The 17,613-nt window shown below is 68.9% G+C and carries 18 protein-coding genes; 8 read left to right on the top strand and 10 right to left on the bottom strand.

Translation table 11 applies throughout. The features are described from left to right. Positions 1 to 8 precede the first annotated feature (8 nt). Complete coding sequence (locus GCE65_RS06865) at positions 9 to 1,826, top strand: DEDD exonuclease domain-containing protein (RefSeq protein WP_153877858.1); 1,818 nt, start codon at positions 9 to 11, stop codon at positions 1,824 to 1,826. A 106-nt stretch (positions 1,827 to 1,932) separates the two neighbouring features. Further along, positions 1,933 to 2,211, top strand: a complete 279-nt coding sequence (locus GCE65_RS06860) for an Lrp/AsnC family transcriptional regulator (protein WP_152818220.1) — start codon at positions 1,933 to 1,935, stop codon at positions 2,209 to 2,211. A 39-nt stretch (positions 2,212 to 2,250) separates the two neighbouring features. On the opposite strand, the gene trpD is transcribed toward GCE65_RS06860, so the two are convergent. Together trpD and GCE65_RS06850 are read right to left on the bottom strand one after the other, a co-directional pair. Beyond that, positions 2,251 to 3,324: an anthranilate phosphoribosyltransferase gene (gene trpD / locus GCE65_RS06855; RefSeq protein WP_152818221.1), complete on the bottom strand. Its 1,074-nt coding sequence runs from the start codon at positions 3,322 to 3,324 to the stop codon at positions 2,251 to 2,253. Beyond that, positions 3,321 to 3,755, bottom strand: coding sequence for a response regulator transcription factor (locus GCE65_RS06850; protein ID WP_152818222.1), 435 nt, complete (start codon positions 3,753 to 3,755; stop codon positions 3,321 to 3,323). The genes trpD and GCE65_RS06850 overlap by 4 nt, the downstream gene beginning before the upstream one ends. A 345-nt stretch (positions 3,756 to 4,100) precedes the next feature. Here GCE65_RS06850 and GCE65_RS06845 point away from each other — a divergent pair, with 345 nt between their 5' ends. The 5 genes from GCE65_RS06845 (at position 4,101) to GCE65_RS06825 (ending at position 9,050) form a co-directional block, all read left to right on the top strand. Continuing rightward, complete coding sequence (locus tag GCE65_RS06845; protein WP_370460203.1) at positions 4,101 to 4,745, top strand: heme-copper oxidase subunit III; 645 nt, start codon at positions 4,101 to 4,103, stop codon at positions 4,743 to 4,745. Positions 4,746 to 4,834: 89 nt separating this feature from the next. Then, positions 4,835 to 5,614: a c-type cytochrome gene (locus tag GCE65_RS06840; protein ID WP_153877857.1), complete on the top strand. Its 780-nt coding sequence runs from the start codon at positions 4,835 to 4,837 to the stop codon at positions 5,612 to 5,614. Then, a complete protein-coding gene (locus GCE65_RS06835; RefSeq protein WP_153877856.1) occupies positions 5,611 to 6,675 on the top strand; it encodes a ubiquinol-cytochrome c reductase iron-sulfur subunit in 1,065 nt (354 codons plus the stop codon). Before GCE65_RS06840 ends, GCE65_RS06835 begins: the two co-directional genes overlap by 4 nt. Then, complete coding sequence (locus tag GCE65_RS06830) at positions 6,672 to 8,336, top strand: ubiquinol-cytochrome c reductase cytochrome b subunit (protein WP_152818225.1); 1,665 nt, start codon at positions 6,672 to 6,674, stop codon at positions 8,334 to 8,336. Before GCE65_RS06835 ends, GCE65_RS06830 begins: the two co-directional genes overlap by 4 nt. Positions 8,337 to 8,432: 96 nt before the next feature. Beyond that, positions 8,433 to 9,050, top strand: a complete 618-nt coding sequence (locus GCE65_RS06825; RefSeq protein ID WP_153877855.1) for a superoxide dismutase — start codon at positions 8,433 to 8,435, stop codon at positions 9,048 to 9,050. A gap of 321 nt (positions 9,051 to 9,371) precedes the next feature. On the opposite strand, the gene GCE65_RS06820 is transcribed toward GCE65_RS06825, so the two are convergent. From GCE65_RS06820 to GCE65_RS06785, 8 genes are all read right to left on the bottom strand, one after another. Further along, on the bottom strand, positions 9,372 to 9,806 hold the full coding sequence (locus tag GCE65_RS06820; protein WP_227993240.1) for a cytochrome c oxidase subunit 4: 435 nt from the start codon (positions 9,804 to 9,806) through the stop codon (positions 9,372 to 9,374). Continuing rightward, entirely contained in the window at positions 9,803 to 11,524 is a 1,722-nt protein-coding gene (gene ctaD / locus GCE65_RS06815) for a cytochrome c oxidase subunit I (protein WP_152818227.1), read from the bottom strand. Before ctaD ends, GCE65_RS06820 begins: the two co-directional genes overlap by 4 nt. A 2-nt stretch (positions 11,525 to 11,526) precedes the next feature. Next, entirely contained in the window at positions 11,527 to 12,249 is a 723-nt protein-coding gene (gene coxB / locus GCE65_RS06810; RefSeq protein ID WP_152818228.1) for a cytochrome c oxidase subunit II, read from the bottom strand. Positions 12,250 to 12,673: 424 nt separating this feature from the next. Further along, entirely contained in the window at positions 12,674 to 13,648 is a 975-nt protein-coding gene (locus tag GCE65_RS17035; protein WP_153877854.1) for an FKBP-type peptidyl-prolyl cis-trans isomerase, read from the bottom strand. A 10-nt stretch (positions 13,649 to 13,658) separates the two neighbouring features. Then, positions 13,659 to 14,012, bottom strand: coding sequence for an iron-sulfur cluster assembly accessory protein (locus GCE65_RS06800; protein ID WP_152818230.1), 354 nt, complete (start codon positions 14,010 to 14,012; stop codon positions 13,659 to 13,661). 135 nt (positions 14,013 to 14,147) lie between these two features. Beyond that, complete coding sequence (locus GCE65_RS06795; RefSeq protein ID WP_194928858.1) at positions 14,148 to 15,305, bottom strand: glycerate kinase; 1,158 nt, start codon at positions 15,303 to 15,305, stop codon at positions 14,148 to 14,150. A 135-nt stretch (positions 15,306 to 15,440) separates the two neighbouring features. Further along, positions 15,441 to 15,992: a PKD domain-containing protein gene (locus tag GCE65_RS06790; protein ID WP_194928857.1), complete on the bottom strand. Its 552-nt coding sequence runs from the start codon at positions 15,990 to 15,992 to the stop codon at positions 15,441 to 15,443. Between the two features lie 245 nt (positions 15,993 to 16,237). Next, on the bottom strand, positions 16,238 to 16,891 hold the full coding sequence (locus tag GCE65_RS06785; protein WP_153877851.1) for a DUF6318 family protein: 654 nt from the start codon (positions 16,889 to 16,891) through the stop codon (positions 16,238 to 16,240). Positions 16,892 to 16,983: 92 nt separating this feature from the next. Here GCE65_RS06785 and GCE65_RS17030 point away from each other — a divergent pair, with 92 nt between their 5' ends. Then, a complete protein-coding gene (locus GCE65_RS17030; RefSeq protein ID WP_370460202.1) occupies positions 16,984 to 17,553 on the top strand; it encodes a DUF5701 family protein in 570 nt (189 codons plus the stop codon). Positions 17,554 to 17,613 lie beyond the last annotated feature (60 nt).

Below are 17,613 nucleotides of genomic sequence, written 5' to 3'. Positions count from 1 at the left end.
TGGCGGCCATGACCAACCTGCTCACGCCACCGCCGGGCCGGCACGTTCCGGGTACCACGGACGTCTCGGACGGGCTCGAGGTGCAGCCGGGCGCGGTGGCACGGCAGCTGAGTTTCGAGGATCTGGGCCCGCCCCTGTCCGAGGTGACGTTCGTGGTGGTCGACCTCGAGACCACCGGGGGCTCGGCCACGGCCGATGCGATCACCGAGATCGGCGCGGTCAGGGTCCGGGGCGGGGAGGTGCTCGGCGAGTTCGGCACGCTCGTCGACCCGGGGCGGCCGGTCCCGCCGATGATCACGGTGCTCACCGGGATCACGAACACGATGCTCGTGGGCGCCCCACCGATCGGCGAGGTGCTCCCGGCGTTCCTCGAGTTCGCGCGCGGGGCGGTCCTCGTCGCGCACAACGCCCGCTTCGACGTCGGGTTCCTCCGGGCGGCGGCGCGGGCGATGGAGCTGCGCTGGCCCGGCCCGCAGGTGGTCGACACGGTGCAACTGGCACGAGCCGTGGTTCCGAAGGACGAGGCGCCGAACCACAAGCTCTCGACCCTCGCCCGACTCTTCCACGCCACCATCGAACCCGACCACCGGGCGCTGACCGACGCCCGGGCCACGGTCGACGTGCTCCACGCCCTGCTCGAGCGCCTGGGCTCGCTCGGGGTGACCCATCTCGACGACCTCGCCACCGCCACCGATCCCGTGCCGCCGGCGCGACGCCGGAAGGTCTCGCTCGCCGACGGGTTGCCGTCCGCTCCGGGGGTCTACCTCTTCCTCGGCCCGCGGGAGGAGGTGCTCTACGTCGGCACCGCCACGAACCTCCGCCGGCGGGTGCGTCAATACTTCACCGCCTCCGAGAAGCGGCGGCGCATGGGAGAGATGGTCGACCTCGCCACCCGCGTTCACGTGGTCGAGTGCGCCACGCCGCTCGAGGCACAGGTGCGCGAGCTGCGGCTCATCGCCACACACGCACCGCCGTACAACCGCCGCTCCAAGCGGCCCGATCGGCTGCCGTGGCTGCGGTTGACCGACGAGGCCCTCCCACGGCTGTCGATCGTGCGCTCGGTTCCCGCGGGGGCGGTGGCCGTCGGCCCCTTCGCCTCCCGGCAGTCGGCCGAGCAGGCCCTCGAGGCGGCCACGGGCCTCGGGCTGCGGGGTTGCACCGACCGCCTGCCGCGGCTCCCCATCGCCGGCCGCAGCCCGTGCATGCTCGGGCAGATCGGCCGCTGCAGCGCTCCGTGCGCCGACGAGTCGGCGGCCCTGACCTATCACGAGGTGGTCGCTGCGGCCGCCGCCGCCCTCACCACGGACCCGGAGCCGGTGGTGAGCGAACTCCTGCGGCGGATGGGAGAGCTCTCCGCCGGCGAGCGCTTCGAGGAGGCGGCGGTGCTGCGCGACCAGCTCGCCGCCCTGCTGGGGGGCATCCGGCGCACCCAGCGCCTCGATCCACTCGTGCGCGCGTCGCAGGTGATCGCCGCCCGGTGGGTGCCGCCGAGCGAGCACACCTGGATCGCGCGCGGCACTCGGGCGGCCGCGGAGGCACGGGGCGGCTGGGAGTTCATGATCTCCCGGCACGGCCGGCTGTGCGGAACCGCGTTCGGCCCGGCCGGCCTCGACCCCATGCCGGTGGTCTCCGCCCTCGAGGCCACCGCCGCCCACGTCGATCCGCCGACCGGTCGCGGCGGCGCCGCCGACGTGCCGGAGAGCGAACTGCTGCTCACGTGGCTCGAGCGTCCCGGCGTGCGGCTCATCGCATTCGATTCACCCGACGGCGGATGGGCCACGCCGATCCGGGGTGGCGCCCACTGGCTCGATCGCGTGAGCCCGTGAGCCCGTGAGTCCGGACCGGACCCGTGCGCCGGGCCGACGGGCCGGTGTGCGGTGCGGGCGGCCCGCACGGCATGATGGACCCACCACTACGTCCCAGGAGGCAGACATGCTCACCGCCATCGCGCTCATCGACACCGAGGCCGACCGGATCCCCGAGGTGGCTCAGGCCGTCGCCGAGATCCCCGGCGTGAGCGAGGTCTACTCCGTCACCGGAGACGTCGACCTCATCGCCATGGTGCGCGTGCGTGAGCACGAGGAGCTCTCGGGCATCATCGCCGACCGGATCGGCAAGGTCGACGGCGTCCTGCGCACCCAGACCTACATCGCCTTCCAGGCCTATTCCCAGCACGACCTCGAGGCCGCCTACAACCTCGGACTCGACTAGCACGCCCGGCTCGCTCCCCGTCCGGCACAGCGTCGCGGCTCAGCGCTGCGAGGCGCTCACCCAGGCGGCGAGGACGTCGGCCGCGGCACCCTCGTCGAGGCTCGCGGCCGCATGCCCGAGGCCGGCGGTGAGCCGCTCCGGCAGGGTGCCCTCCCGGGTGCCGGGCAGGGTGGCGTCGGCGACGAACGCGGCTGCGGCGTTGAGCATGACGGCATCGCGAACGGGACCGCCCTGCCCGGCGAACAGCCTGCGTGCCACGGCGGCGTTGAACGTCGGATCACCGCCGCGCAGGTCGTCCAGGGTGGCCGGGGCGAGCCCGAGGTCACGGGCCGGATCGATCCGGCCCGGCACCACGACACCGCCGGTCGCCTCGGTCACCTCCCACACGTGTGCGGGAGAGGTCGGCGACAGTTCGTCGAGGCCGTCGTCGCTGCGGAAGACCAGGGTGTGATTGCCCCGCTCGGCGAACACCCCCGCCATGAGCGGAGCCATCCGCTCGTTGCCGACCCCGATCGCCCCGGCCCCGGGCCGGCCCGGGTTCGTCAGCGGGCCCAGCACGTTGAAGGCGGTGGCGACCCCGAGCCCGGCCCGCGCGGCGGCGGCGTGCCGGAACGCCGGGTGGAACTGCTGGGCGAAGAGGAAGGTGATCCCGACCTCGTCGACGAGCTCGGCCGCCCGCTCGGGCGTGAGCCGCAGCTTGATCCCGAGCGCCTCGAGCACGTCGGCACTGCCGCTCGCCGAGCTCGCCGCCCGGTTGCCGTGCTTGACCACGGGCAGTCCCGCACCGGCCACGACGAGCGCGGCCATCGTCGAGATGTTCACGCTGCGGTGCCGGTCTCCTCCCGTGCCGACGATGTCGACCGTCCGGGTCGAGGCGACCGCGACCGGCACGGCGTGCGCGAGCATCTCGTCCGCGAGACCGCGCAGTTCCGCGACGGTCTCACCCTTCGCGGCCAGCGCCACGAGGAACCCGGCGAGGGCGATCGGGTCGGCCTCCCCCCTCATGACCCGGCGCATCGCCCACGAGGTCTGGTGCGCGCTCAGGTCACGGGCCGCGATGAGATCGGTGATCAGGCCCGGCCAGGTCAGGGCGGCGGGGGTGTCCGCGCTCATGAGCGCTGCGTCGTCCTCGCGCGAAGCTGCTCCGCGACGGCCTCCTGCAGAACGACCGCATCGAGCGGATAGGAGACGACGCTCTCGGCCTCGCTCCACGAGGCGAGCCAGGCGTCCTGCTGGCGGGCGATCGTCACGAGCACCGGCGGCAGTGCGAAGACCTCGCTCTTGAGCGTGCGGGTGAGACCGAGGCCGCCGACCTTTCCGGCCTCGCCGTCGAGGATGAGCAGGTCGAACGTCTCGTTCTCCACCCGTGAGACCACGGCGGCGGCCGTGGCGGTCTCGGTCCACTCGATCCGCGGGGTGTCGATCGAGGCGCGCCGTCCCACGAGGGTGCGGATCTCGTCGCGGGTGGCCCGGTCATCGCTGTAGAGCAGGATGCGCGCGGGTTCGTTGTCCGGAGTCGGGGTGGTCTCGTGCGCGGCGGTCATGACTACCTTCTTCTCGTTCTGGGCCGCGAGCTCGGGCCCCGGGGATACGACATCCACACCCTAGTGCTTCCCGGGCGCCGCCCGCCCTCCGAGCGGTCGGCGCGTGGACGGGCGAGCGATCGCCTCCGCGGCCGGCGACGGCCGGCGCACGTCACTCCCGAACGTGACACGGACCACCCGAACGCCGGCACCGGGGTTGCTCCGGGGCGACCTGTGGGGTCCGAACGGCCCCTTGCTGACACGACGTCGGCGTGTCGTGCCGAGATCTGCGCCGGAATGCCGCCGAATCGAAGTTCGGGCGTGGTGCTGGCCCCAAGCACTCCCAAGAGACGCCATAATGACAGGGTGTCGTCTGCAACTGGCGCTGTGCGCACTCCAGTCACCGTGAACCGCCCCGACCTGACCAAGGTCGGGGTGATCGTTTGGCTGTCCAGCGAACTGATGTTCTTCGCCGGACTCTTCGCCATCTACTTCAGCCACCGCTCGGTGGCCGGGGCGGAGGTGTTCAACGATGCCCACAGTCAACTCAACGTGGTGTTCTCGACCGCGAACACCACCGTGCTGGTGCTGTCGTCGGTGACGTGCCAGATGGCCGTGTGGGCGGCGGAGCGACTCCAGCCGCGCCGCATGGGAACGCTGTTCCAGGTGAACAAGTGGGGCATGAACGAATGGCTCACCCTCACCTACGTCATGGGCGCCTTCTTCGTCGGCGGGCAGATCTTCGAGTACGCCGAGCTCGTCGACCACGGCATCAGCATCCAGAACTCCAGCTACGGCTCGGCGTTCTACCTGGCCACGGGCTTCCACGGCCTCCACGTGCTCGGCGGCCTCATCGCGTTCCTCTACCTGCTCGGGCGTTCGTTCGCGACTAAGCGGTTCAACCACCACGACGCGAGCAGCGCGGTCGCCATCTCCTACTACTGGCACTTCGTGGACATCGTGTGGATCGCCCTGTTCGGAACGATCTACATCCTCCCGTACTTCACCTAGGCCGCCCGTAACCCCTCGACCATCGCCACCGCGCGACCCGATTGACCTCGTACCCCGCTCATCCGATTGATCCCAGAGGACGACGAAACGTGACAGCTTTAGCCAAGGGCAGACGACACCGGCTCGCGCCGGCCGTGCTCATGATGCTGGCTTTGATGCTGGTCGGCGTCGGCTACGCCGTACTGAGCCCCAGCTCCGCCCAGGCCGACCCACTCAGCAACGCCAGCGCCGAGGAGGGCCAGCGGCTCTTCGTGGCCAACTGCGCCACCTGCCACGGCCTCGACGCCGAGGGCGGTGAATACGGACCCTCCCTCATCGGAGTGGGTGCCGCATCGGTGCACTTCCAGGTGACGACCGGCCGGATGCCGATGGCCGAGCACGGCCCGCAGGCGCCCACCAAGCCGCCGCAGCTGACCGACGCCCAGGCACTCGACCTCGCCGCGTACATCGCCGAGCTGGGCCCCGGGCCGTCGATCCCCTCGGACACCCAGGTCGACCCGGCCAAGGGCGATGCCGCCGCCGGTCACGTGCTCTTCCTGACGAACTGCGCGATGTGCCACAACGCCGTCGGCGCGGGTGGCGCCCTGACCCACGGCAAGGAGGCCCCGCCGCTGGACGAGGCCACTCCCACCGAGATCTACGAGGCCATGCTCACCGGTCCGCAGGCGATGCCCGGATTCAACGACGCCGTCGTCACGCCGGACGAGAAGCGCGACATCATCTCCTACCTCATGACCACTCGCGAGGCGAACCCGGGCGGGTTCTCACTCGGCTCCATCGGGCCGGTCTCCGAGGCCGTGTGGGTGTTCGTCATCGGTATCGGCGGGCTCATCGGCGCAGCCGTGTGGATCGGAGCACGTTCCTCATGACCAAGGATTCCCTGCAGACCACCGACGCCGACGGCGGCGACCTCACTCCCCCGGGCTTCTCGAATCCCGGGATGGAACCGCACCGTCCGCGCCTGAGTGACACCTCCCCACGGGGCGCCAAGCGTGCCGAGCGGCAGGTCGTCTTCATCTTCACGATCTCGATCCTCGCCACGATCGGCGGGATCGTCGGCTACTTCGCGTTCCCGCTCGACGGCGTCAAGCTGTTCAACGTGCGGATGTCCACCCTGAGCATCGGCGCGGGCCTGGGCATCGGGATGCTCGGCATCGGAATCGGTGCGATCCACTGGGCCAAGTCGCTCATGGACGACCGGGAGAAGTCGGAGCCCCGGCACCCGATGGTCTCGGACAAGCCGACCCGCGCGGAGGCACTCGAGATGCTGCGGGAGGGGATCTCGGAATCGAAGATCGCCCGCCGCCCGCTCCTCAAGGGCGCACTCGGCACCGCCGTGGCGATCGCGCCGCTCACGTTCCTCGTGCCGCTCATCGGAAACCTCGGCGGCGACTGGGACGTGGAGAAGTTCAAGCGCACCGCGTGGCGGCCCGTCGAGAACGGCAACCCGGAGCACTATCACGAGGGCAAGTACCGGTACATCACGGTCGACCCCTCGAACCGCAAGCTCAAGGCCTCGGACATCACGAACGGCAACATCGTGCACGTCCTCCCCGCGGGCCTGCACGACGATCCGGACTTCCTGACCGAGAAGGCCAAGGCGGCGGTGATCCTCGTCCGCGTGGATCCCGAGATCATCACCCCCCTGCCCGGGCGCGAGGACTGGACCTACGAGGGCATCATCGCCTACTCGAAGATCTGCACCCACGTCGGCTGCCCCGTGGCGCTGTACGAACGCACGACGCACCATCTGCTGTGCCCGTGCCACCAGTCCACCTTCGATGTGACCGACCACGCCAAGGTCGTCTTCGGGCCGGCCAAGCGCGCGCTGCCGCAGCTGCCGATCGCGGTCGACGACGAGGGCTACCTCTACGCGATGGACGACTTCGACGAGGCCGTCGGCCCGAGCTTCTGGGAGCGTGAGCGATGAGCACGAACATCGACCTGAGCAAGGCCGAGCCCACGCTCGACTTCCTCGACGAGCGCGTCGGTGCAGCCGGGATGATCAAGGGTCTCGCCCGCAAGATCTTCCCCGACCACTGGTCGTTCCTCCTCGGCGAGATCGCCCTCTACAGCTTCATCGTGCTGCTCCTGTCGGGTACGTTCCTCACGATGTTCTTCGTGCCCTCGATGGCCGAGACCGTCTACCCGACCGACGCACTGCCCACCTCGCTGCAGGGGATGGAGATGTCCGAGGCCATGGCCTCGACCGTCCACATGTCCTTCGAGGTGCGCGGCGGCCTGCTCATGCGCCAGATCCACCACTGGGCCGCGCTGCTGTTCATGGCCGCCATCACGGTGCACATGCTGCGGATCTTCTTCACCGGAGCATTCCGCAAGCCGCGCGAGCTCAACTACCTCGTCGGCTTCTCGATGCTCGTGCTCGGCATGCTCGCGGGCCTCACGGGCTACTCCCTTCCCGACGACGTGCTCTCCGGCAACGGCCTGCGCATCCTCGAGGGTGTGGTCCGCTCCATCCCGATCCTCGGCTCGCGCCTGAGCTACATGATCTTCGGGGGCGAGTTCCCCGGCGACGACATCATCAGCCGCATGTTCACGGTGCACATCCTGCTCATCCCCGGGATCATCCTGGCGCTCATCGCCGTGCACCTGTTCCTGGTGTTCTGGCAGAAGCACACCCAGTACCCCGGGCCCGGCCGCACCAACAAGAACGTCGTCGGGTTCCCGCTGTTCCCGATCTACACCGCGAAGGCCGGCGGCTTCTTCTTCATGGTGTTCGGAGCGCTCGCCCTCATGGGGGCGTTCATGAGCATCAACTCGGTGTGGGTCTACGGTCCGTACGACCCGGGGCTGGTCTCCGCCGGTGCCCAGCCCGACTGGTACATGCTGTTCCTCGAGGGGTCGCTGCGCCTCATGCCCGGCCAGACCGAGTTCGTCATCGGCGGGTACACGCTCTCGCTCAACGTGCTCATTCCGGGTGCGATCGTGCCCGGGGTGCTCATCACGTTCTTCGGTGCGTACCCGTTCATCGAGCGGCTCGTGACCAAGGACACCGGCGAGCACCACATCCTCGACCGGCCCCGGAACGTTCCGACCCGCACCGGGCTCGGCGTGGCGGTTCTCGCCGCGTTCTTCGTGCTCCTGGGGGCGGGCGCGAACGACATCATGGCCACCCACTTCCACCTCAACCTCAACGAGATCACGTGGGCCTTCCGAGTGCTGTTCTTCGTGCTCCCGGTGGTCTCGTTCATCGTGACGAAGCGGATCTGCCTCGCGCTCCAGCGCAAGGATCGCGAGGTCGTCCTGCACGGCCACGAGACGGGGACGGTGCGCCGTTCCCCGGAGGGCCGCTACTACGAGGTGCACGAGCCGCTGTCGGAGTACGAGATCTGGGCCCGCGTCAGCCACCACGTCTACCGGCCGGTGGAGATCGAGCCGGCCGAGGACTCCAACGGCGTCGCCCGGCCCGGGTACAAGCGCGACCTGCGTCGCCGGAACCTGTCTCGCTGGTTCTTCGAGGACAGGGTCGAGCCCGTCTCCGCCGCCGAGTATGCCCAGGCGCGTGCCCACCACGACGCCGGACCGAACGCGATCGAAGTGAGCGAGGAGCCCACGGAGATCTCGCGCTGATCCCCATCAGCGCCCGTGACGCCGCGACAACACCGGAATCTTCTCGAAGATGCCGGTGTTGTCGCGGTTGTGACACCCAATCGAGAAGGAGAAACGATGGCTAAGTACACGCTTCCGGAACTGCCCTACGACTATGCGGCCTTGGAGCCTCACATCTCGGCCAAGATCATGGAGCTGCATCACGACAAGCACCACGCGGCCTACGTGGGCGGCGCGAACACGGCGCTCGACAAGCTCTCCGAGGCCCGCTCGGCCGGCGACCTCGCCGCCGTCAACCTGTACGAGAAGAACCTCGCGTTCAACCTGGGTGGTCACATCAACCACACCGTGTTCTGGAACAACCTCTCCCCCGAGGGTGGCGGCGAGCCCGAGGGCGAGCTGCGGGCGGCGATCGACGAGTACTTCGGTTCCTTCGATGCCTTCCAGAAGCACTTCGCGGCCAACGCGGCCGGGATCCAGGGATCCGGATGGTCCGTGCTCGGCTGGGACACCCTCGGCCAGCGGCTCTCGATCTTCCAGCTCTTCGACCAGCAGTCGAACGTGCCGGTGAGCATCCAGCCGGTGCTCATGCTCGACATGTGGGAGCACGCGTTCTACCTGGACTACCTCAACGTCAAGGCGGACTACATCAAGGCGTTCTGGAACATCGCCAACTGGCAGGACGTCGCCGCCCGGTTCGAGCGCGCCCGCCAGGGCGGCTCCAGCCTCGCCTGAGACGCCGCACGACACCGGCGAATACGAGACACCGGCCGGCACGCCGCCGCGGGCTTCATCCCCGCCGGCTGGCTGTCCCGGAGGTGACGAGGAGGGCCCCCACCACACGGTGGGGGCCCTCCTCGCATGTCTGGATGCCTCGAGGTTGCCAGACTCGGCCGGCCGTGTCCGAGGACGCCGGCCGCTCCCAGGACACAGCAGCCACTCCCAGGACACAGCAGCGAGCGTGGTGAGGCAGCGACGCCGGCCCGATCCCAAGCGAGAAGGGGCCCCACCAGGCGGTGGGGCCCCTTCTCGGACGCTGCGGTGTGTCAGTGGGTGTCAGTGGGCGTGGTGCCCGCGGCTGAACTCGAAGACCTGACCGATGAGCCCGATGGCTCCGATCGCGCCGCCGATGCCCATGAGCCACCACTGGTGGAGCGCCGGCCCCAGGAAGATGAGGCTCACGGCGATGCCGAGCACGAGCGGCCACCAGGACCACGGGGAGAATCGGCCGTATTCGCCGGCGTAGTCCTCGACCTCGGCGAGCGGATTGTCCTCGGGCCGGTCGTCGATCTCACGCGTGAGCTTGAGCAGGTAGAAGCCGGCGAAGCCGTTGAGCCCGGCGAGCAGCGCGAGTGCGGTCGTGCCGACCGGCTCCCAATACGACCAGAAGCCGTACAGGAGGCTGACGACCACGAAGAAGGCCGTGAGCCCGAGGAAGAAGAGCGACTCGTCGCCCATCGGGGTGCGGGGCTTGGGGGTCTTGATACTCATTTGCTCTCCTCCTCGACGCTCCCGGCACCGGCCCCGGCGCCGACGAGAACCTGGGGGTCCACGAAGTCCATCGAGGCGACCTCCGGGTGGTGCAGGTCGAATGCCGGACGCTCGGAACGGATCCGCGGCAGCTTGACGAAGTTGTGTCGCGGCGGGGGCGAGGAGGTCGCCCACTCGAGCGACATGCCGTAGCCCCACGGATCGTCCATGTTCACCAGCGGCGCGTGCTTCCACGTCTTGTACACGTTGTAGATGAACGGCAGCGTGGAGACCGCCAGCAAGAACGCCGACACGGTCGAGATCTGATTCATGATGACGAAGTCGGGCTCGGGCAGGTAGTCCGGAATGCGCCGCTGCATGCCCATGACGCCGAGCCAGTGCTGGATGAGGAACGTGCCGTGGAAGCCGAAGAACAGCATCCAGAAGTGGATCTTGCCGAGCCGCTCGTCGAGCATGCGGCCCGTCCACTTCGGCCACCAGAAGTAGAATCCGGCGAACATCGCGAACACCACGGTGCCGAACACGACGTAGTGGAAGTGGGCCACGACGAAGTAGGTGTCGGTGACGTGGAAGTCGAGCGGCGGGGAGGCGAGGATCACGCCCGTGAGACCGCCGAAGAGGAACGTGGCGAGGAAGCCGATCGACCAGAGCATCGGGGTCTCGAACGTGAGCTTGCCGCGCCAGATCGTTCCGAGCCAGTTGAAGAACTTCACCCCGGTGGGCACGGCGATGAGCATCGTCATCACGGAGAAGAACGGCAGCAGCACCGCGCCGGTCGCGTACATGTGGTGCGCCCACACTGTGACCGACAGCGCCGCGATCGAGATCGTGGCGAAGACGAGACCCTTGTAGCCGAAGATCGGCTTGCGCGAGAACACCGGGAAGATCTCGGAGACGATCCCGAAGAACGGCAGCGCGATGATGTAGACCTCGGGGTGCCCGAAGAACCAGAAGAGGTGCTGCCACAGCATCGCTCCCCCGTTCTCGGGGGCGAATATCTGCGATCCGAGGATGCGGTCGGAACCGAGGCCGAACAGGGCGGAGGCGAGCACGGGGAAGGCCATGAGCGCGAGCACCGAGGTGATGAAGATGTTCCAGGTGAAGATCGGCATCCGGAACATGGTCATGCCCGGGGCCCGCATGCACAGGATGGTCGTGATGAAGTTGACCGATCCGAAGATCGTGCCGAAACCGGTCATCGCCAGTCCCATGACCCACATGTCGCCGCCGGCTCCGGGGGAGAACGTGGCGTCGGCCAGCGGCGCGTAGCCGAACCAGCCGAAGCTCGCGGCCCCGCCCGGGGTGAAGAACCCGGCAACGGTGATGAGCCCGCCGAACAGGTAGAGCCAGTAGGCGAACATGTTCAGGCGCGGGAAGGCGACGTCCGGGGCGCCGATCTGCAGCGGCACGATGATGTTGCCGAAGCCGACGAACAGCGGGGTGGCGAAGAGCAGCAGCATGATCGTGCCGTGCATCGTGAACAGCTCGTTGAACTGCCCGGCGCTCTGAACGATCTGCGTTCCGGGCTCGAAGAGCTCGGCCCGGATCATCAACGCGAGCAGCCCGCCGAAGCAGAAGAACACGAACGTGGTGATGATGTACATGTACCCGATCACCTTGTGATCGGTGCTCGTGGTCCACTTGACGATCGTGCGGCCGAGCTGTCGGCGCTCGGGGGTCAGGCCCGGGGTTACCTCGACGGCTTCCTGCGTAGCCATGATCACTTCTCCTTCGTGGCCGCGTCGGCGTACTGCGACGTCACGGCGCGGTCGTACGACTCGTCCAGCACGCCGGTCTGACCCAGATCGCGCAGCTTTTGAATGTGGTCCTGGTATTCCGCCTCCGAGACGACCTTGACGTTGAACAGCATGTAGCCGTGGAGCTCTCCGCACAGTTCGGCGCACTTGCCGAGGTAGGTCCCCTCCTCCTCGGGAACGACCTGGAACGTGTTGGTCATGTAGGGGAAGACGTCGAGCTTGTACAGGAACGCCGGCACCCAGAACGAGTGGATGACGTCGCGGGAGTCGAGCGTGAACTCGACCCGCTTGTCCACCGGCAGGTAGAGGGTGGGCAGGTCGTCCGCGGGGGCCATCGTGCCGTCGAGCTTGGCCTCGACGCCCGCGTCCCACACCTGCTCGTCCAGGTAGTTGAAGTCCCAGGACCACTGCTTCCCGTACACCTGGATGTGTACGTCGGCTTCCTTGCTCGTGTCGGTGATCTCGTTCTGGGTCTGCACCGTGAAGTAGAACAGCACGCCGACCATGACGAGCGGCACGAACGTGTAGAGCAGCTCGAGCGGGAGGTGATAGCGCAGCTGGACCGGCAGCGTGTTGTCGTTCTTGCGCTTGCGGTACACGATGATGCACCAGATGAGCAGGCCCCAGACGAGCGCGCCGATGCCCAGCGCCGCGATCCAGGCGCCCACCCAGAGATCCGTGATCATCCCGGTGAGGTTGGTGGTGCCGTCGTTTCCGGGGAGGAAGCCGCGTGCCGGGTCGACGGAGCAACCGGCGAGGAGAACCGCCGACGCGGAACCCGCGGCGGTCAGCGTAAGAGCCCGACGACGCTTCTGTCGCGGCTGGAGGGATGACACAGTCGAGGACCTTTCGATCTCTGGTTCTGCTAGCTCAGCAGCAGTCGACCCCCGCGCTCCACAACGGGCGCGATGGTGACGGCATGACACCTCCACACTCTATCGCCCCCCACCCTCACGCGAGGCCACCACACCCGGAATATCGCCGCGGGTTCGTCAGCAAACGGGCGGTTCGCCGGCGCGGGTCCCCGGTACGGGTCACTGGCATGCGTGAGGACGACGTCGGGGCCGGGCCGGTCACACCGACCGGCCCGGCCCCGACGTCCGATGAAAGCTAGACGACCCCGATGAGTTCGGCGACCATGGCCATGGCCGGCGCCTGCTCGGTCGCAGGCTCGATCACGAGGATCCGCGAGCCGACGGTCATCCCGGCCACGTCGTCCCACAGGTCGCCGGCCCCGACCTGAACGGTCGCCGGGCCCCGACCCGGCCCGGTCTCCTCCTGCCAGGAGCCGAGCCCCTGGCCGGTCTCCCAGTCGGTGCGCGAGTAGGTGACCACGACGGTCCGGCCGGCCTCGATGGTCTCCCCCGTGCCCTCGGTGAGCTGGATCATGCGCGAGTCGGTCGGGACCTCGGCCCCCTCGGGGATCGTGACGGTGAACGGCTTCCCGGGGGCGCCCTCGACGGTCACGGGCAGGTCGGCCTCGTCGGCGACCGCGGCCGCGTCGGGATCGCCGAACTGCTCCGGACCGTAGGCGGCGACGATGTCGACCACGAACACGATCGTGTCCGTGCCGCCGATTCCGGCCTGCGGGTTCCCGTTCTCTCCGTAGCCGAGGCTGGGGGGCACGGTGATGAGCAGCCGCGAGCCGACCGTGTGGCCGGGGATTCCCTGCGACCAGCCCTGGATCACCCGGTTGAGGGAGAACCCGGTCGAGCCGCCGCGGGCGAAGGAGCTGTCGAAGGCGGTGTCGCTGCCCCAGACGTAGCCGGCGTAGTTCGCCGCGACCACCGACTGCGCCTCGACCTGCGAGCCGTCTCCCTCGGAGAGCACCTGGACCTGCAGGTTCGCGTCCGGGTCGCCGTCGGGCCACGTGAACTCGGGGGCGTCGCCGAAGTCGCCGCTCACCTCGGGCATGGCGACGCCGGTGCCGTCACCGATCTCGGACGACGCGTCGGCCGTGCTCGTGCCATCGCCCGTGGGACTGTCGCTCTCCCCGGCGGACTCGCCGGAGCCGGTCGAACATGCCGTGACCACGAGGGCAGCACTGAAGAGCACCGGCAGCAGCCGGCGAAGTGTTCGATTCATCTATGACCTGTCAGTGGAAGGAGTCGCCGCAGGCACACGAGCCGCCGGCCTGGGGATTGTCGATGGTGAAGCCCTGCTGGGAGATCGTGTCGGCGAAGTCGATCGTCGCCCCCTCGAGGTACGGAACGCTCATCTTGTCCACGACGACCGAGACCCCGTCGAAGTCGCGCACCGCGTCGCCGTCGAGGTTGCGGTTGTCGAAGTGCAGTTGATAGATGAGGCCGGAGCATCCCCCCGGCTGAACGCCGATGCGCAGGAACAGGTCGTCGCGGCCCTCTTGCTCGAGGAGCGAACGCACCTTCGCGGCGGCCGTGTCGGTGAGGAGCACGTCGTGGGCGAAGGTGTCGGTGTCAGTCTGGCTCATGATCTTCTTCTCTCGCGGTTACCCATGGGTTCGGTGGGGCGAACACCCGAATGCCCCGGCGCGCCTCCCGGCTCGCCTGGGCACGCATCCAAATGTACGCCAACGACCTGGGAATTCGTCGAATCGTGTCACCGGTCACCGGGACCAGCTGCGGGCGACTCGGGCCGCCCGGGCCCGAAGGGCCTGCGGCGTGATCGCCTCGAGGTCGGGGACCTCGCCGGGCCCGGTGTCGATCACCGGGTAGGAACCGTGCACACCGACGGTCGCGAGCTGGCGGAAGGTCGCGTCGATCCGACCGCCGATGGCCACGACCGGCAGGGCGTGCGGCTCGGCGCGCGAGCCGACCTCGGCGACGACACCGTGGGAGAGCTCGCGGTCGGCGAGCACCCGGGCGCCGGTCACGACCAGGTCGACCCGGGCGATCGCCCCGCTCAGGCGCAGTTCCTCCGCCACGACCCATGCCCCCGGCAGGGTCCGGGCGCCGAGCAGGCCGAGCACGAAGGCCGCGCCGCCGCCGGCGCCGGAGGAGGGACGACGCGAGGGGCGCCGCTCGTTCGTCTCACCGCCCGTGGCGAGCAGGTTCCGCGGCGCCCAGCGCGCCGCGAGCGCCTCGGCGGCGGCGATGAACCGGGTGGTGCGGGCCTCGATCGCCTGGGCCCGAGCCGGGTCGATGCCGCGGGCCGCGAGCCCCGCGCCCGCGCCGTGCAGGCCGAGCAGGGGCGCGTCGGTCTGGGCGGCAACGACCAGTTCGACTCCGGCCAGCGCCCGCGCCGCGGCCTCGAGATGCGCCAGCGCGTCGGCACCGGCGGTGCCCGCGGGCAGCGATGCGGCCGGATCCCCCGCGCGCTCGAGCCCGAGGGTCGCGGCGAGGCCCTCGACGAGACCGGTTCCGCCGTCGTGCCAGGGCACGTCCCCGGCGGCGAGGACGATCCGGCGGGTCCCGGCGGTGATGGCGCGGCCGATCGCCTCGCCGAGGCCACGGCTGTTCGCCCGGGTGGGATCGGGTCTCGCCGCCGGGGCGTTCCAGCTCTCGGTCGTCAGGTAGACCGCGCCCGCGGCCGTGCGGACGACGCCGATCGGCCCGGGCTCCCCGGACGCGGCCGGCACCGTGAGGACGTCGAGTTCCCCGAGCGGGGCGAGGGCCTCGAGGAAGCCGGCCGAGCCGTCCGACATGGGCAGACCCTCGACCCGGTCGTCGGGCCGAGCCTCGAGCCAGCCGGCCTCCAGGTGCTCGGTCGCGACGGTCGAGGGAAGAAGGGGACCGAAACTGTGGGGGGCGATGAGCACATGCACGTGACCCAGTCTCCCAGATGCGCAGCTGGGCCGCCGCGGCTCGACTCGTGACCGACACCCGCGGGCCCGACGGTTCGGGGTACCCACCCCGTGCCCGGACACCCCGCCCGGTCGCCCGTTCCTCCTTGTCGGCCGCTAGACACCGGGCACGAGTCGGTTCTGCTTGGAGACCGCCTCGACCGGGTCCCCCTGGTCGAGTGTGACTCCTTGCCCGCGCACGGCGAACCAGCCCCCGATTCCCTCGATCCACACCCGACCGACCCACCGGGTGGTCAGCTCCGGGGCGACCGTGCCGGAGGTCGTGTAGGTGTGGGTGATCGTGTGCTGCGGATACGCCCGACCCGGGTCGCTCGTGACGAAGACCTCGGAGCCGTCGCCGAAGTCCCACTCGTAGAGCACCGGCTCCACTTCGAGCACCACGCCGTGATCGAGCAACGTCGTGGAGAATCGCTGCACGGCCGGGTCGGTGTAGAAGATCGTGTACATCCCTACCAGCACCTCCCCGCCCGCAGGCTGCACGATCACCGGCGCCGGCGCAATCGTGAAACTCGCCATCTCCCGCTCCATCCGGGCAAGGATCACCTCGACGATATCGACCTCACTGGGCTCCTCCCCCAGATCCTCGACCTCGGGCCCCTCCCCGAAATCGAAATCCGGAATGCAGATCCGCCGCTCGGCATCACTCATACACGCCGCCAACGATGGGTCCATCGGCTCATCCCGCTCCGGCACCACAAACGACACATCGCCGGGACCCGGATTCCAATCAACATGTTCCCGGCGAGGTACGTCAGCCTCCGACCCATCAGACGTCTCGCCCGTCACTATGTCAACCTTGTTTCCATCGGTATTTGCACACCATCGGCACGGAGAATCACCGAATCCGCTGGGAACGACTCCGGCGACGCAGAGCGCAAGGGAGGCGAACATCTTCATTCGATCGCCTCTCCGGAATAAACGCTCAGTATCTTCCAGTCATTGAATCGTTGAACACCTATTCGCGCTCCCTCCTCACTCAGTTCTGGATACTCCTCCAGGAGACCGGATTCGGAATACACTCGCCCCGCGTCGAGACTGAGACCGAATGTGACCTCATACGCCAGCCCGTCCACCGTCGGCTCAGCGGTCACATCAACAATCCGCGCGTTGTATCCTTTGAGCCAACTCCCCTCGCCATAGATTTCGTTGAACATTTCTACCATTCCGGCGCAAAAACCACAGTTTGGATGGCTGATCCCTTGGAATTCTCCAACGTCCCCCGTCGACGCCGCGTAGTTGTACAGGTCGATGAAGTACTCGGCCGCGGCGATGGCTCCCTTCTCCCCCGTGTCGTCCATGGCCGCGGGCCGTTCCGGCTCGGGATACGGACTCGGCTCGGGCACCGGCTCGTCGGTGGCCGTCGGTTCGGGGCTCGTCGGTTCGGGGCTCGTGGGATCGGCCGCCCGATCCGTCGCCGGATCGGAGACCTCCACAGTCGCCGGGTCGACGGGCGGATCATCTCCGTTCGAGCACCCCGCCATCAGCAGCGCCCCCGCAAGGAACGCCGCCCCGAGGCCCACGACTCTGCTACCCGCGCCGGTCGGCATCACCCCACGGTAGACAACCCGGCCAGATTCGTCAGCAGTTTCGGTGGCCCTGTGGACAACTCGGAATCCAGCCTCCGTCGACTCCACGCTCGATGGGCGTCGTGATCCGCGGGGACGGGCGCCCGGCCGGGCAGGCCGGCAGGACGAGCGGCCGGGAGTCCTGCGGGCAACGGCGAGAATGGGCGGCCATCCGCCTTCGTTGGCATGTCCACCGCGGACCCTGTCGCAAGGTGAGTGGTGACCGTCCAGCCTGCTGCCCTACCCTTCCTGCCCTCCCTGCCCGATCAGGCCGAGCGCTTGATCGACCTCGGCGTGGACACTCTCGCAGCACGCTCCTCGCGCTCCACCCGCACCGTGCACCGGCCTCGAGCCTCGCACCGTTGATCACCCGTCGCGGCAAGCCGGGGTTCGTGGTCTCGGATATGACCGACGTCGACGACTTCCTGCCCATTGATGGAACGGAACCGCCGGCCCCGATCCAGTTGAGCAAGCCGAACGGGCGCCTCGATTCGCGCACGCCGGCGCTGTGGATCGGCAACCGCACGGGCAGGGACGGTCCCGACCACCGGAACGCCCCGAAGATCGGATGGTGCTGGGCCGGGAACCGCCACACGTGGCTCGGTTTCGCCTCGGCGGCGACCCGCGCTCCGCTGCCGGCGTGATCGGTCCTCCCGGCCCGCCCGGCCGGCGACTACGTCGGGTGCCCCGCGCCGTCAACCCGA

This window comes from Pseudactinotalea sp. HY158 (assembly GCF_009660225.1).
Lineage (GTDB): Bacteria > Actinomycetota > Actinomycetes > Actinomycetales > Beutenbergiaceae > HY158.
Note: the sequence above shows the minus strand (reverse complement) of the source record. Positions and strands in the feature narration are given on the sequence as shown.